This is a genomic window from Formosa sp. A9 (genome assembly GCF_051200825.1).
Lineage (GTDB): Bacteria > Bacteroidota > Bacteroidia > Flavobacteriales > Flavobacteriaceae > Formosa.
In genome coordinates, this window is sequence record NZ_CP195158.1 from 1,827,964 (window position 1) to 1,841,050 (window position 13,087).

The 13,087-nt window shown below is 35.8% G+C and carries 12 protein-coding genes; 5 read left to right on the plus strand and 7 right to left on the minus strand.

Annotated features, from left to right (window positions below; translation table 11 throughout):
* Nucleotides 1–6: 6 nt before the first annotated feature.
* The 3 genes from nrfA to ACR9EA_RS08355 all read left to right on the plus strand — a co-directional run bounded on the left by nrfA (nt 7) and on the right by ACR9EA_RS08355 (nt 6,543).
* Nucleotides 7–1,503, plus strand: a complete 1,497-nt coding sequence (nrfA, locus tag ACR9EA_RS08345) for an ammonia-forming cytochrome c nitrite reductase (RefSeq protein WP_435139580.1) — start codon at nt 7–9, stop codon at nt 1,501–1,503.
* Nucleotides 1,504–1,578: 75 nt separating this feature from the next.
* Nucleotides 1,579–4,740: a cytochrome c biogenesis protein CcsA gene (ccsA, locus tag ACR9EA_RS08350; RefSeq protein ID WP_435139582.1), complete on the plus strand. Its 3,162-nt coding sequence runs from the start codon at nt 1,579–1,581 to the stop codon at nt 4,738–4,740.
* Between the two features lie 249 nt (nt 4,741–4,989).
* Complete coding sequence (locus ACR9EA_RS08355; RefSeq protein WP_435139584.1) at nt 4,990–6,543, plus strand: DEAD/DEAH box helicase; 1,554 nt, start codon at nt 4,990–4,992, stop codon at nt 6,541–6,543.
* An 87-nt stretch (nt 6,544–6,630) separates the two neighbouring features.
* Here ACR9EA_RS08355 and rlmF read toward each other — a convergent pair whose 3' ends face one another.
* The 5 genes from rlmF to ACR9EA_RS08380 all read right to left on the minus strand — a co-directional run bounded on the left by rlmF (nt 6,631) and on the right by ACR9EA_RS08380 (nt 10,785).
* Nucleotides 6,631–7,497 carry a 23S rRNA (adenine(1618)-N(6))-methyltransferase RlmF gene (rlmF, locus tag ACR9EA_RS08360; RefSeq protein ID WP_435139586.1) on the minus strand — a complete coding sequence of 289 codons (867 nt, stop codon included), beginning with the start codon at nt 7,495–7,497 and terminating at the stop codon, nt 6,631–6,633.
* Nucleotides 7,498–7,591: 94 nt separating this feature from the next.
* Nucleotides 7,592–8,284: a type 1 glutamine amidotransferase domain-containing protein gene (locus ACR9EA_RS08365; protein ID WP_435139588.1), complete on the minus strand. Its 693-nt coding sequence runs from the start codon at nt 8,282–8,284 to the stop codon at nt 7,592–7,594.
* 35 nt (nt 8,285–8,319) lie between these two features.
* Nucleotides 8,320–9,480 carry an iron-containing alcohol dehydrogenase gene (locus tag ACR9EA_RS08370; protein WP_435139590.1) on the minus strand — a complete coding sequence of 387 codons (1,161 nt, stop codon included), beginning with the start codon at nt 9,478–9,480 and terminating at the stop codon, nt 8,320–8,322.
* 63 nt (nt 9,481–9,543) lie between these two features.
* Nucleotides 9,544–10,176 carry a nitroreductase family protein gene (locus tag ACR9EA_RS08375; RefSeq protein WP_435139592.1) on the minus strand — a complete coding sequence of 211 codons (633 nt, stop codon included), beginning with the start codon at nt 10,174–10,176 and terminating at the stop codon, nt 9,544–9,546.
* 21 nt (nt 10,177–10,197) lie between these two features.
* Nucleotides 10,198–10,785 (minus strand): TetR/AcrR family transcriptional regulator, encoded by a 588-nt coding sequence (locus ACR9EA_RS08380; protein ID WP_435139594.1) that lies wholly within the window; start codon nt 10,783–10,785, stop codon nt 10,198–10,200.
* Between the two features lie 161 nt (nt 10,786–10,946).
* Between ACR9EA_RS08380 and ACR9EA_RS08385 the strand changes: the two genes are divergently transcribed.
* Nucleotides 10,947–11,432, plus strand: coding sequence for a glutathione peroxidase (locus ACR9EA_RS08385; protein WP_435139596.1), 486 nt, complete (start codon nt 10,947–10,949; stop codon nt 11,430–11,432).
* Between the two features lie 14 nt (nt 11,433–11,446).
* Nucleotides 11,447–11,947 carry an SRPBCC family protein gene (locus ACR9EA_RS08390; protein ID WP_435139598.1) on the plus strand — a complete coding sequence of 167 codons (501 nt, stop codon included), beginning with the start codon at nt 11,447–11,449 and terminating at the stop codon, nt 11,945–11,947.
* On the opposite strand, the gene ACR9EA_RS08395 is transcribed toward ACR9EA_RS08390, so the two are convergent.
* Both ACR9EA_RS08395 and ACR9EA_RS08400 read right to left on the minus strand, forming a co-directional pair.
* Nucleotides 11,928–12,317 (minus strand): DUF3037 domain-containing protein, encoded by a 390-nt coding sequence (locus ACR9EA_RS08395; RefSeq protein WP_435139600.1) that lies wholly within the window; start codon nt 12,315–12,317, stop codon nt 11,928–11,930. The two genes, ACR9EA_RS08390 and ACR9EA_RS08395, sit on opposite strands and share 20 nt — an antisense overlap.
* Entirely contained in the window at nt 12,295–13,083 is a 789-nt protein-coding gene (locus ACR9EA_RS08400) for a HipA family kinase (protein ID WP_435139602.1), read from the minus strand. The genes ACR9EA_RS08395 and ACR9EA_RS08400 overlap by 23 nt, the downstream gene beginning before the upstream one ends.
* Between the last annotated feature and the right edge of the window lie 4 nt (nt 13,084–13,087).

Consider the following 13,087-nt stretch of genomic DNA (forward strand, 5'->3'; position numbering starts at 1 on the left):
ATACACATGAAAAATTGGATCTTATTTGTCATTACCGCGATAGTAGTTTTTCTACTTGGCATGTTGGCTTCGAGTGTAATTAACAGAAAAAGTGAAGCGAAATTTGCTTATGTTCCGCAAGTTGAAATCGCAGAAAATGAACCTAGAAATGAAGTTTGGGGTAAAAATTTTCCTAAAGAATACCAATCGTATATACAAACACTCGATACGAGTTTTGCGTCTTATCAAGGCGGAAGCGCCATGCGCGATATGTTAGAAGAAGATCCTCGTTTAGTTATTCTATGGGCTGGATATGCATTTTCGAAAGATTATAACCAAGGGCGCGGACATTATTATGCGGTAGACGATGTTCGCAATATTTTAAGAACAGGAGCTCCAAAAGGCGATGGCGATGGTCCTATGCCAGCAACATGTTGGACTTGTAAAAGTCCAGATGTACCTCGTTTAATGAATGAAATAGGTGTTGCTGAATTTTATAAAGGAAAATGGGCAGATAAAGGCTCGGAAATTGTAAACCCTATTGGTTGTGCCGATTGCCATAACCCTAAAGATATGAGCTTACAAATAACTCGTCCAGCTTTAATTGAAGCATTCGAAGCTATGGGGAAAGATATTAATCAGGCCACACACAATGAGATGCGTACATTAGTTTGCGCACAATGCCACGTTGAATATTATTTTAATAAGAATTTGCCAGGAAAAGAAGGCGTGCCTTATTTAGTGTTTCCATGGAAAAATGGAATGGCAGCAGAAGACATGGAAGCTTACTACGACGATATAGAGTTTAGCGATTGGACTCACGAAATTAGCAAGGCGCCAATGTTAAAAGCACAACATCCAGGTTACGAAACCTATTTAACTGGTGTGCATGCCGATCGTGGGGTATCGTGTGCCGACTGCCATATGCCTTACAAATCGGAAGGTGGTCAAAAATTTACAGATCATCATATTCAATCCCCTTTAAACAATGTGGCTAATTCTTGTCAGGTTTGTCACAGACAGGAAGCTACCAAACTAATAGAGAATGTATATTCTCGACAAAAAGCATCGACCGACTCTCGTTTAAAATTAGAAGATGCCTTAGTTAAAGCCCATTTAGAAGCAGGAAAAGCTTGGGAATTAGGTGCAACCGAAGAACAAATGAAACCGATTCTAACGGATATTCGTCATGCACAATGGCGTTGGGATTATGCTGCAGCATCTCACGGAGCTTCATTCCACGCACCAGTAGAAATTGGGCGAGTTATTACTTCTGGACTAAATGTTGCGTTAGATGCTCGTGTAAAATTGGCCAGATTATTAGCCGAATTAGGGTATGATAAACCATTAGATTTTCCAGATGTCAGCACAAAAGAAAAAGCACAACACTATATCGGTATAGATTTAGAGCAATTAAAAAAAGAAAAAGAAGCATTTAAAAAGAATTTAATTCCTGTTTGGTTAGAAAAAGCTAAAGAAAGAGAATCTAAAATGGGAATAAAACAAGTTACAATGAGTAATTAATGAAATTATAACCAGCTAATTTTCAACAGCCTCATGATTGTTACGCAATCATGAGGTTTGTTATATTTATAAATTATGAATAAAATATTTCGCCTCTTATTTTCGCCTGCATCAGCATTAATTCTACTTTTAATCTTCGCCATTTCTATGGCTACAGCCACTTTTGTGGAAAACGATTTTAGTACGCAAACGGCGCGTACTTTAATTTATAATTCTTGGTGGTTTGAAGTTGTAATGCTTCTGTTGACCTTAAATTTTATAGCAAATATTTTTAAATATAAACTGTATCGCAAAGGAAAAACGCCCATACTACTGTTTCATCTTGCTTTTGTAATTATTTTAATAGGGGCGGGCATTACCCGTTTTACTGCTTACGAAGGTATTATGAGAATTCGTGAGGGCGGAACGTCTAATACTATCATTTCCGATAGAAATTTTATTCAGCTTCATGCCAGTACAAACAACAAAGCAGTAAACGCAAAAAAGGAACTGTATTTTTCACCTTTAAGAGATAATAATTTCAGTTTAAGTGAAACGTTAGACGGAAACAATATTACAATTACTTTTAAAGAGTTTATAGCTGATGCTACATTGGATTTAAAAGATGTTGATACTGACGGTGAATCTATTTTGGAAGTTGTTGTTTCGGAAGGTGAAGGTCGTGAAAATAGACTGCTAAAGAAGGGAGAAATCATGAAAGTTGGTCTGCATCAACACGAAGTAGCCTTTCAAAACGAACACCCAAACGCCGTTAATATTAGAGAAACACAAACAGGCTTAGAAATTAAAGCCGCCCATACTATTAGCTCTTTTGTAATGGCCGAACAAAAAGCTGGAAATTTAGAAGCAAATAGTTGGCACCCTATGACTTTACGAACTTTATATCGTGTAGGCGATTTATCTTTTGTGCCAGTAACTTATCACAAAAATGCAAAAATGGGATGGGTATCTGCATCCGAAAAGCCAAAAGATAATAAAGATACTATTGATGATATTCTTATTTTAGAAGCTACTGTTAACGGAAAAACTGAAGATGTTGAGCTATTGTACCGGCACGGATTTTTGCCAAGTACGGAAACAAAGACCATAAATGATGTAGCAGTAACATTATCTTACGGTGCCACACCCATACTTACGCCTTTTGAAGTGAAATTAAACGATTTCGAATTGGTGCGTTATCCAGGCTCTACCAGTCCGTCGTCTTATGCTAGCGAAATAACTTTAACAGACAAGAGAAACCAAGACGCTTTCGATTATAGAATTTATATGAATAATGTATTGGATTATGATGGCTATCGATTTTTTCAAGCCTCTTATGATACCGATGAACAGGGAACAGTTTTAGCTGTAAATCACGACCGTCCGGGAACTTATGTTACTTATATTGGTTATTTTTTAATGGGATTGGGTATGTTGTGGACCCTTTTTGGTAAAGGCTCCCGTTTTTCGTTAATACAGCGAAAACTTAAAAAATTAAAACAACAAAAAGTTTTAGTAACCATCTTGCTGCTGTTTTTGGTTTTTAAAGCAAAAGCAAATAATCCTGTAGATAAAGACGCTGATAGTTTGGTAAAAACCCAAGTGATCGATAAATATCATGCATCGCTTTTTGGCAGATTAATGGTTCAGGATTTAGATGGCAGGATAAAACCTATAAACTCTTTAGCTTCAGAATTTTTAAGAAAAATTTCCCGTAGACCCTATTATAAAACAGAACATGTACGATTAGATGCTAACCAGACTTTTTTGGCTATTCACGCCAATCCCGAAGCGTGGTCAAAAATTCCTTTAATAAAGATAGACCCAGAAAAGGGAGGAACTGTATTTAATGAGTTAGAACGATCTTCCGATAATTTGGTAGCTTTTAATCAATTTATAAAAAAAGATGGCGATTATATTTTAGAGTCGTATGTTGCCGAGGCCAATACCAAAAAGCCAGCAGAGCGTAGTGAATTTGATAAAGAAATTATAAAAGTTGATGAGCGATTTAATATTTTATATAATATTTTTTCGGGAAATTATTTAAAAATCTTTCCGTTGAAAGACGATGAGACGCAGACTTGGTATAGTCCGTCACACAATTTCTCTAATTTTAAACAAGAAGACTCCGATTTTGCTAAAGGCATACTTCCTATTTATTTTAGAGATATTTACAATGCAAAATCCAGTGGGGATTGGACTGCTGCGGAAAACGATTTAGCTTACATTAAGAAATATCAGCAAATTATAGCGGCAGATATTATGCCATCGCAACAACATTTAGAAGCCGAATTGTGGTACAACGAGCTAAACTTGTACTTCTGGCTATTTCAAGCCTATTGGACCTTAGGTTTAGTGTTATTGGTTATGGCGATTTATCGTATTTTTTCTACTAAAAAATATTTGAATTATATTTTTAATGCTTTGGTTGTTATTACATTAATCACTTTTATTATTCATACAGGAAACTTATTGCTGCGTTGGTATGTAGCGCAGCATGCGCCTTGGAGTAACGGTTACGAAATGATTACGTTTGTTGCGTGGTCTATCATGCTTTTTGGAATTGTATTTTATAAAAAATCTGATTTTACATTGCCTTTAGCAACACTGTTTGCTGGCACACTGTTGTTCGTAAGTTATTTGGACTGGTTAAGTCCGGAAATCACGAATTTAATGCCTGTTCTAAAATCGTATTGGTTAAAAATTCATGTGGCTACTATTATTAGCAGTTACGCACCTTTGGCTTTATCGGCTTTGCTTGGGTTAATGGCTTTAATTTTAATGATTGTAAAAAACAAAACAAACAGCTACCAAATAGAATTGCGTATTAAAGAACTGAGTTATATTAACGAATTATCTATGACTATAGGTTTGTTTATCCTGTCTATCGGTACGTTTTTAGGAGGTGTTTGGGCTAACGAATCCTGGGGACGTTATTGGGCATGGGACCCTAAAGAAACCTGGGCGTTAATTAGTATAATAGTTTATGCTATTGTTTTGCACTTACATTTTGTGCCAAAATTAAACAATCGCTATGTATTGAATTTGGTTAGTGTTATTGCCTTTTTTTCAATAATTATGACATCTTTTGGAGTTAATTATTATTTAACTGGTCTACATTCGTATGCAACAGGAGACCCTGTGCCAATACCTAAATTTGTGTATGTTATTGTTGCAATTATCGTTATTATAAGCGCTTTGGCCTACTATAAATTTTATAATGATCGTGCTGTAAAGCACTTAAAAAGTAAAGTTTAATTGGTATTCTATATTTAAAGAAGATTCTATTTTAAATCATTATATATAATTTTAGTTATTTTGAATAATGCATAATTCGCTGTTTTTGTGAATGTTAAATTGTTCGAGGTATAATTCTTTAAATTAACTTAAAACGATATTTTAAAGGAAGATAATTCCTAAAAAAAGAGTTTCTAATAATTTCTCTAAAAAAAATCTGCAAAACCCTAGAAAACGCCTTATTTTTGCAACTCTTAAAAATCAAAGTGAATGTCAGTTACAGCTACAGAATTAGCAGAAAGGAAAGCCGGAAAAGATTTATATAGTTATCAAAAAGGAGCTATCAACAGAATTTTTAAATGTTTTGAAGAAGCGCCCGAAGATTACCATTTATTGTATCAATTACCTACAGGTGGTGGTAAAACCGTAATATTCTCTGAAATTGTAAGACAATATTTAAAGCATCATAACAAGAAAGTTTTGGTTATGACCCACCGAATCGAGTTATGCAAGCAAACATCGGGTATGCTTACAGAATTTGGGGTTAGCAATAAAGTTATTCATAGTAAAGCCAATTTAGAGGATCAAAACGAGTACAGCTGTTTTGTGGCTATGGTCGAGACTTTAAATAACCGTTTGAACGATGATAAATTAGATATTTCGGATGTTGGTTTAGTGATTATTGATGAAGCACATTACAACTCGTTTACTAAGCTTTTTAAGTTTTTCGAAAACTCATTCATTTTAGGAGTTACCGCAACCCCTTTGAGTTCGAATATAAAATTACCAATGAACGATAACTACAATGAGCTTATTGTTGGAGAATCAATTCAATCGTTGATAGAAAATGAGTTTTTAGCACGCGCAGAAGTGTATTCTTATAATGTAGGATTAACCTCGTTGGTTGTTGGTGCTAATGGCGATTATACCGTAAAATCGTCTGAAGATCTGTACACCAATAGCGATATGTTAGGAAAATTGGTTCAGGCTTACGAAGAGCGTTCTAAAGGCAAAAAAACACTTATTTTTAATAATGGTATTAACACCTCGTTGCACGTATACGACACGTTTAGAGCAGCAGGATACCCTATACAGCATTTAGATAATACCAATACCAAAAAGGAACGTAAAAAAATACTGAAATGGTTTAAGGAAACACCCGATGCTATTTTAACATCGGTAAGTATATTAACCACAGGTTTCGACGAGCCTTCGGTAGAATCAATCATATTAAATCGTGCCACGAAATCACTTACCTTATATTATCAGATGATTGGTCGTGGGTCGCGTATATTTAAAAATAAATCGACGTTTAACGTTATAGATTTAGGGAATAACTTTCACCGTTTTGGACCATGGGGAGCCGATTTAGATTGGCAGAAAATTTTTAGATCGCCAAACTTTTATCTTGATGGTATTTTAAGTGATGAAGAATTAGAAGAAAATTTCAGGTACGAAATGCCTGAAGATTTACGTCAGGAATTTTCGAAATCCAATTCGGTATATTTCGATGTCAGAAAAACTTACATCGACTCCATCCGTAAAGGAGAATCGTCTAAAGTGGTTTTAGAGCGTTCCATACATCATCATGCTTATATCTGTACAGAAAATAGCGAAGATATGTACGATGCGCTAGGTTTGGCCAAAATGTTGGGCGACGATATCGATTACCGCATACAACGTTACACCAAGTGTATTAGTAAAAGCACCTACAATTTTGTAGAATGGTTGCGCGACGATTACCGCAAAAAATTAAGAGCATATATCCGCGAAAATTTCGACGATTTATACGAAGAAATTAATGGGTTTCCACCAGAGGACTAAGTAGTTTTTGGTAGCGAGTATAGAGTACTTACTAGTGAGAAAATAGTTAGCTAGAATTGTGTTTTTTCGAGTCTAAATACACATTATTTAGTCGTATTTCCAAGCTAAAATCCTGCTTTTTTTGTGTCCTTGTTCCATAGGTATTAGTTTATGGCTAGCCTTAACTTTATCGAGTTGTTTTTGCAATTTGGCAACATGGGCTTGTTTAGAAACTAAAGTAGTAAACCATATGACTTGGTGCTTAAATTCGGTACTTTGTTTTATCATTCGTTTAATAAATAAAGCTTCACCACCATTACACCACAGTTCATTGGCTTGTCCTCCAAAATTAAGAGTACCTAAATTTTGATTTAAATTTCTGGTTTTAGACAATGAGGCTTTTCTGGCATCGTCTTCCGAACTGAAAAATGGGGGATTGCACATTGTAAAGTGAAATGATTCCTCTAAACCAACAATATTTTTAAACATATAAGCAGGATTATTTTGTAAACGGATTTCGATAAACGATTGCAACGACGGATTTAAAGACACATTTTGTTGGGCACTAATAATGGCCTGTTCGTTAATATCGCAGCCCACCATTTGCCATTGGTATAATTTAGCCGCTAAAATAGGGTAGATAGTATTTGCCCCAACACCTATATCTAAACCTTTTATGGCTGAATTGTTTTCAATACTTGAATCCGATTGTAATAAATCATGTATATGGTGAAGATAATCGGCTCGCCCAGGAATGGGCGGACATAAATAACCTTTTGATAATTGCCAATCTTTAAGATCATAATCTTTTAGTAAAATGGCTTTGTTTAATTGATAAACAGCATCTGGGTTAGAAAAATCTATAGTTTGATTTTGACTTAAAGGACTCAGAAAAACAAACGGCTTTAATGAAGGATTTGCTGTAATTAAGGCATCGAAATTATAAGTAGTATTATGCTTGTTTTTTCTGTGCATCTTTATGTTTTGAAGCGAATATAAGGCATTATTAAAAAATAAAGGCCTTCAACATAAACGTTAAGGCCTTCATAGTATCATTCAGATTTAAATTTTATCCATTACGAAGTGGTTTAATAGCTTTTAGTAAAGTTTCGGCAACCAATTCTGATGAAGCAGGATTTTGTCCCGTAATTAAATGTCCGTCTTTAACCACATGTACGCCCCAATCGTTAGTTTTGGTATAATTACCGCCATTGGCCTTTAACATATCTTCTACCAAAAACGGAACCACATCGGTAAGTTGCACGGCGGCTTCTTCCGAATTAGAAAAACCGGTTACTTGCTTGCCATGTACTAAAGGTGCACCATCTGTATTTTTAACATATTTAAGAGCTGCTGGAGCATGACACACCAAACCTATTGGTTTTTCAGCGGCATTAAATTGTTCAATTAATTTAATAGATGTACTGTCGTTAGCTAAATCCCATAAAGGACCATGACCGCCAGGGTAAAATATAGCCGCATAATCGTTAGCATTAACAACAGATAAAGGAATGGTATTTTGAATTTTCTCTTGCACTTCAGCATCAGTTTTAAAACGTTTTGTTGCCGGAGTTGCATTTTCTTCGGTATCACTACTTGGGTCTATTGGTGCAGGCCCGCCTTTAGGTGTAGCAATAGTAATTTGAGCACCATTATCTGCCAAGGCATAATATGGACTCGCAAATTCTTCAATCCAAAAACCAGTTTTCTTTCCTGTATTTCCTAATGTATCGTGCGATGTTAATACAAATAAAATTTTCATAATGTTTGAGTTTTTAAGTTAATAAATGCATGGCTTTAGTAAGCCATAAGTACAATACTCTCTACATCTTCAGGTTTTAAAGCTTGACGTTCCCCTAAACCTAACCAGCCTCGCTCTGTAAAACGTTGGGCTATAATTTCGGCCGTACCGTCGTAATCTTTTGTGTATTTAGATAGTTTAGTATCTATACCTAAACTATTAAAGAATTGCTCTGTTTTTTCGATGGCAGCATAGGCTTTATCTTCTAAACTTCCGCTGTTAATTTGCCAAACACGTTCTGCATATTGTGCCAGTTTCTCTTTTTTAGTTTCGAAATTGTACTGATAATGACTCGGCGCTATAATGGCTAAGGTTCTGGCGTGATCGATACCGAACAAGGCAGTAAGTTCGTGCCCCATAGCATGAACCGCCCAGTCTGTAGGAACTCCTTTTTGGATTAAACCGTTTAAGGCCATAGTACAACTCCACATAAAATTAGAAGCGGCTTCATAATCTTTAGGATCTTTTAAAATTTTTGGCGCAACTTCTATTAGCGTTTGCATGATACTTTCTGCAAACCGATCTTGTAATAATGCACCAATAGGATAGGTAAGGTATTGCTCTAATACATGACTAAAAGCATCGGTAATACCATTGGCCAACTGACGTTTTGGAATGGACTGAATAACCTGAGGATCTAGTATAGAAAATGTAGGGAATAAACCAGGGCCGCCCATAGCAAGTTTTTCCTGTGTTGACGCTCTAGTGATAACCGCTCCCGAATTCATTTCCGAACCTGTTGCGGGAAGTGTTAATACGGTTCCAAAAGGCATCCCTTGTTCTGTGCGTATTTTTTCGGTTAAAATGTCCCAAGGTGTTTCGCCTTTAAAATAAGCTGCAGCCGATAAAAATTTGGTGCCGTCTATTACCGAACCACCGCCAACAGCTAGTAAATAGGTGATGTTTTCATTTTTTATAAGCTCTAAAGCCTGCATTAAAACCGTGTATTCCGGATTTGCTGGTATACCACCAAATTCGATATGGTCTATGGTTTTTAATGCCGCTTTAACCTGATCATAAATTCCGTTTTTTTTAATACTTCCACCACCGTAAAGCATTAAAACTTTGGCATTAGCAGGGATTTCCTCTGTAAGTTTAGCTATGGTGTTTTTTCCAAAAATAATTTTTGTTGGATTTATAAATTCAAAATTGTTCATATCGTTTTTATTTTAGTGGTAATTTAAATTTGTTATGTTCTCTAGCTTTAGATTACAAAAAATCTAATCTATAACGGTAACTAAATCTTCTGTAGCCTTTCTAACTTTAACCTGATTTACCAACCAATCGTTAGCCTCGTCCCGATAGCCTAGTGGTAATAAAATAGCACTGCGGAGACCTTTGTCGCGTAAGCCTAAAATCTCGTCTACTGCTTCTGGCGTAAAGCCTTCCATTGGTGTGGCATCTACACCTTCGTAAGCCGCTGCAGCTATGGCTAAACCAAAAGCGATGTAAGCTTGTTTGGCAGCATGCGTAAAGTTGTTTTCTGGGTCTTGGTTTGGGTAAAAGCTTAATAACTTTTGTCGGTAAGCTTCAAAACCTTCGTTTTCGTAACCTCTAATTTTGTTGGTTAAATCAAAAACTTCGTTTATACGCTCTGCCGTGTAAGTGTCCCATGCGGCAAACACCAATAAATGCGAACAATCTGTTACTACAGACTGATTCCAAGCCACCTCTTTAATTTTGGCTTTTATGTCTGGATTGGTAACCACTAAAATTTCGAAAGGTTGTAAACCGCTGGATGTAGGCGCTAATCGTGCAGCTTCCAAAATGCGATCAATTTTATCTTGTGCTACGGTTTGTCCGTTCATGGCTTTTGCAGCGTATCTCCAGTTTAATTTGTCTATTAATTCCATATTAATTTATGTGTAATGTATTTAAGCGTTATTATTTTTTATGCTATCCCAAGCGCATTGGTAAGCCGTGTCTAAATGTTGTTTTGTAAGTTTAAAATCGCCTCGTTTTTGAGCATTCATTAAAAAAGCCAAAGGATAAATGGTATTGGCATAAAGTATGTGTGGGGCTATTTTTTTAATAATATGTTGCTCTTGACCTTTAACCCAGAGGTCGAGTAGGGGATTTAAATATTGAAGCCCTTGTTTTCGGCAATGTTCTTCAATCATGGGAGTGTTTTCACATTGAGAAAGAAAAAAACCTTGCTCGATATCGTTAATTTTAAATGCTGCGATACGATACCATACCGTTTTAAAACCTTCTTCTACAGTCATGGTTTCGGTGTAAGTTTTAAACGCATAGTCCATAAACCGTGCCTTAACTTCAACATATACCTGATTAATAAGATCCTGCTTATTTTCGAAATACAAATAAATGGTTGCAGGCGATACATTGGCGAGTTTAGCTATTTTAGACATGGGGGCTGCATGAAACCCTTGGTTATTCACCAAGCTAATGGTAGCTTTAACTAATGCGGCTCGTTTAATTTCGCTTTTCTTTTGTGAAATCATAATTATAAATCCGCAGCAAAGTTACAATCAAAAAAAGAATAAACATTCATTTTTTATGTGTTTAGTAATACTTTAACGCCGTGTTAAATCTAACATAATGCATTTACGAAATTTAATAGTATTTAAAAGGAATTGTATATTAGGGGATAAAGACATTAACTATGACAGCACAACAATCTATTTATGATATTAAGATTAATAGCCTTACAGGTGAGCCTATTGATTTGGAGAGTTTTAAAGGAAAAAAATTACTTATAGTCAACACGGCATCTAAATGTGGCTTTACAAACCAATATGAAGATTTACAAAACTTATACGATACTTATAAGGAGAATGTAATGGTTATAGGTGTACCGTGTAATCAATTTGGAAATCAAGAACCGGGTGTACATGATGAGATTGCTTCATTTTGTAAAGTCAATTACGGGGTATCATTTTTAATGACCGAAAAAGTAGATGTAAAAGGAAAAGATCAGCATCCGTTGTACGCTTGGTTAACCGACAAGACCATTAACGGCATAAAAAGTTCTTCTGTAAAATGGAATTTTCAAAAATATCTGATTGATGAAAATGGGCAACTGATAGACTATTATTATTCCATTACAAAACCGTTGAGCAAAAAAATAACAAAACATTTAAAAGCTTAAGCTTACACATTGATATGCAAATTACGTCGTCGGGCTTATTGTATCGTTTAGCAGCCAAACAAAAATTACCCATTACTATTGAGCAAGCTTGGGAGTTTTTATCGAATCCTCGAAATTTAAAAGTAATTACACCAAAAACGATGGATTTCGAGATTATTTTAGGTGCCGATAAGCCTATGTTTGCCGGACAAATTATTGAATATACTGTAAAGCCATTTGGAACGTTTAAAACGCATTGGGTTACCGAGATTACTCAGGTTCATGCGCCAACATATTTTGTAGACGAACAACGGTTTGGTCCTTATAAACTATGGCATCATAAACATTTTATTAAGGAGATCGCTGACGGTGTTGAAATGGAAGACGTTGTAGATTTTAAATTACCATTTGGATGGCTAGGCAAACTGTTATTTCCGATACTGGTAAAACCTAAATTAGAAAACATTTTTAAATATCGGGCTAAGACTTTAGAAGCTCTTTTTGGTGTGTATAATGCTAATTTTGAAGCACCATAGTGGTCATTAACTGCGATAGGGTACAATCTAAATCGTAGCTAAACCCTGGGTGTGGCCTAGATGTTTGTATCACCGAACTCCTTACAGCGGTTAACCATCTAAATCGCGAGGCGGCATCTAAAGCGCCAATTACTCCACTGTTGTTTTGTGCTTCGGCAATACGCTTAAAAGCAAGTAAGTGCTCTTGTAAAACGCTAAGATTAGCCACTTTGCTAAAGGCTTCAATACGCTGGATATCGATATTAAAATCGATTTTAATACACTTGTGTTGCTTGCAAAATAAAATAACGCCAAGATTTAAAAACTCTTCGCGTTCTACTTGCGGCACATACCTAATTATGGCATATTCATATAGTAGTTTTTCTGGCATGTATGGCTTCGTTTGTAAAAATTTCTGAATGTGCTAAACGCGTGGTTAAAAACTCTAAATATCCTTTTTTAAAATCTTCTGGAGTTTCCAGAAAACCATCCCAAATCAACCAAGATTCAGGAATTAAATCGACCAAAGTTTTAAAAAAATCTGGTGTTAACACGGTTTTAAAATGGTTGTTAACCGTTTCAAGTTGTGTGGCTTGAGGTAACAACACATGATCTTTTATTAAGTTGAAAGGCGTTTTGGCTGCTTTATCGATATCCTTCCAAGTATGCTGAAAATAAAATGAAGCACCGTGGTCTATTAACCAAAGTTCTTTATTCCAAATGAGCATATTGGTATTTCTAGCGGTACGGTCTATATTCGTTATAAAAGCATCTAGCCACACGATTTTAGAAGCTAGAGTTTCGTTAACTGTAGTTACAACAGGATCGAAATTTACGGCACCAGACAAATAGTGTAGGCCAATATTCCTACCTTGACTCCATTTTAGTAAATCCTGAATTTCTTCATCGCCTTCTGTACGACCAAAAGCTTCATCTAAATCTGCAAATACAATTTCAGGCACTAATAAACCGAGTGCTCGCGCAATCTCACAACCCAAAAATTCCGATATCAATCCTTTGGGGCCATGACCAGCGCCTTTAAATTTTACGACATAATTAAACCCGTCGTCGGCTTCAGCAATCGCAGGTAAGGAGCCACCTTCGCGTAAAGGAGTGATATAACGCATCACTTGAACATCTCGAATTTCTAGGGCCATAAGA

Bases quoted from the DNA above. Each gene is read 5' to 3' on its own strand.
- ccsA (WP_435139582.1), top strand. From the start codon at position 1,579: ATGAATAAAATATTTCGCCTCTTATTTTCGCCTGCATCAGCATTAATT.
- ACR9EA_RS08375 (WP_435139592.1), bottom strand. From the start codon at position 10,176: ATGGAATTAATAGACAAATTAAACTGGAGATACGCTGCAAAAGCCATG.
- rlmF (WP_435139586.1), bottom strand. From the start codon at position 7,497: ATGCACAGAAAAAACAAGCATAATACTACTTATAATTTCGATGCCTTA.
- ACR9EA_RS08365 (WP_435139588.1), bottom strand. From the start codon at position 8,284: ATGAAAATTTTATTTGTATTAACATCGCACGATACATTAGGAAATACA.
- ACR9EA_RS08370 (WP_435139590.1), bottom strand. From the start codon at position 9,480: ATGAACAATTTTGAATTTATAAATCCAACAAAAATTATTTTTGGAAAA.
- nrfA (WP_435139580.1), top strand. From the start codon at position 7: ATGAAAAATTGGATCTTATTTGTCATTACCGCGATAGTAGTTTTTCTA.
- ACR9EA_RS08385 (WP_435139596.1), top strand. From the start codon at position 10,947: ATGACAGCACAACAATCTATTTATGATATTAAGATTAATAGCCTTACA.
- ACR9EA_RS08380 (WP_435139594.1), bottom strand. From the start codon at position 10,785: ATGATTTCACAAAAGAAAAGCGAAATTAAACGAGCCGCATTAGTTAAA.
- ACR9EA_RS08390 (WP_435139598.1), top strand. From the start codon at position 11,447: ATGCAAATTACGTCGTCGGGCTTATTGTATCGTTTAGCAGCCAAACAA.
- ACR9EA_RS08395 (WP_435139600.1), bottom strand. From the start codon at position 12,317: ATGCCAGAAAAACTACTATATGAATATGCCATAATTAGGTATGTGCCG.
- ACR9EA_RS08355 (WP_435139584.1), top strand. From the start codon at position 4,990: ATGTCAGTTACAGCTACAGAATTAGCAGAAAGGAAAGCCGGAAAAGAT.
- ACR9EA_RS08400 (WP_435139602.1), bottom strand. From the start codon at position 13,083: ATGGCCCTAGAAATTCGAGATGTTCAAGTGATGCGTTATATCACTCCT.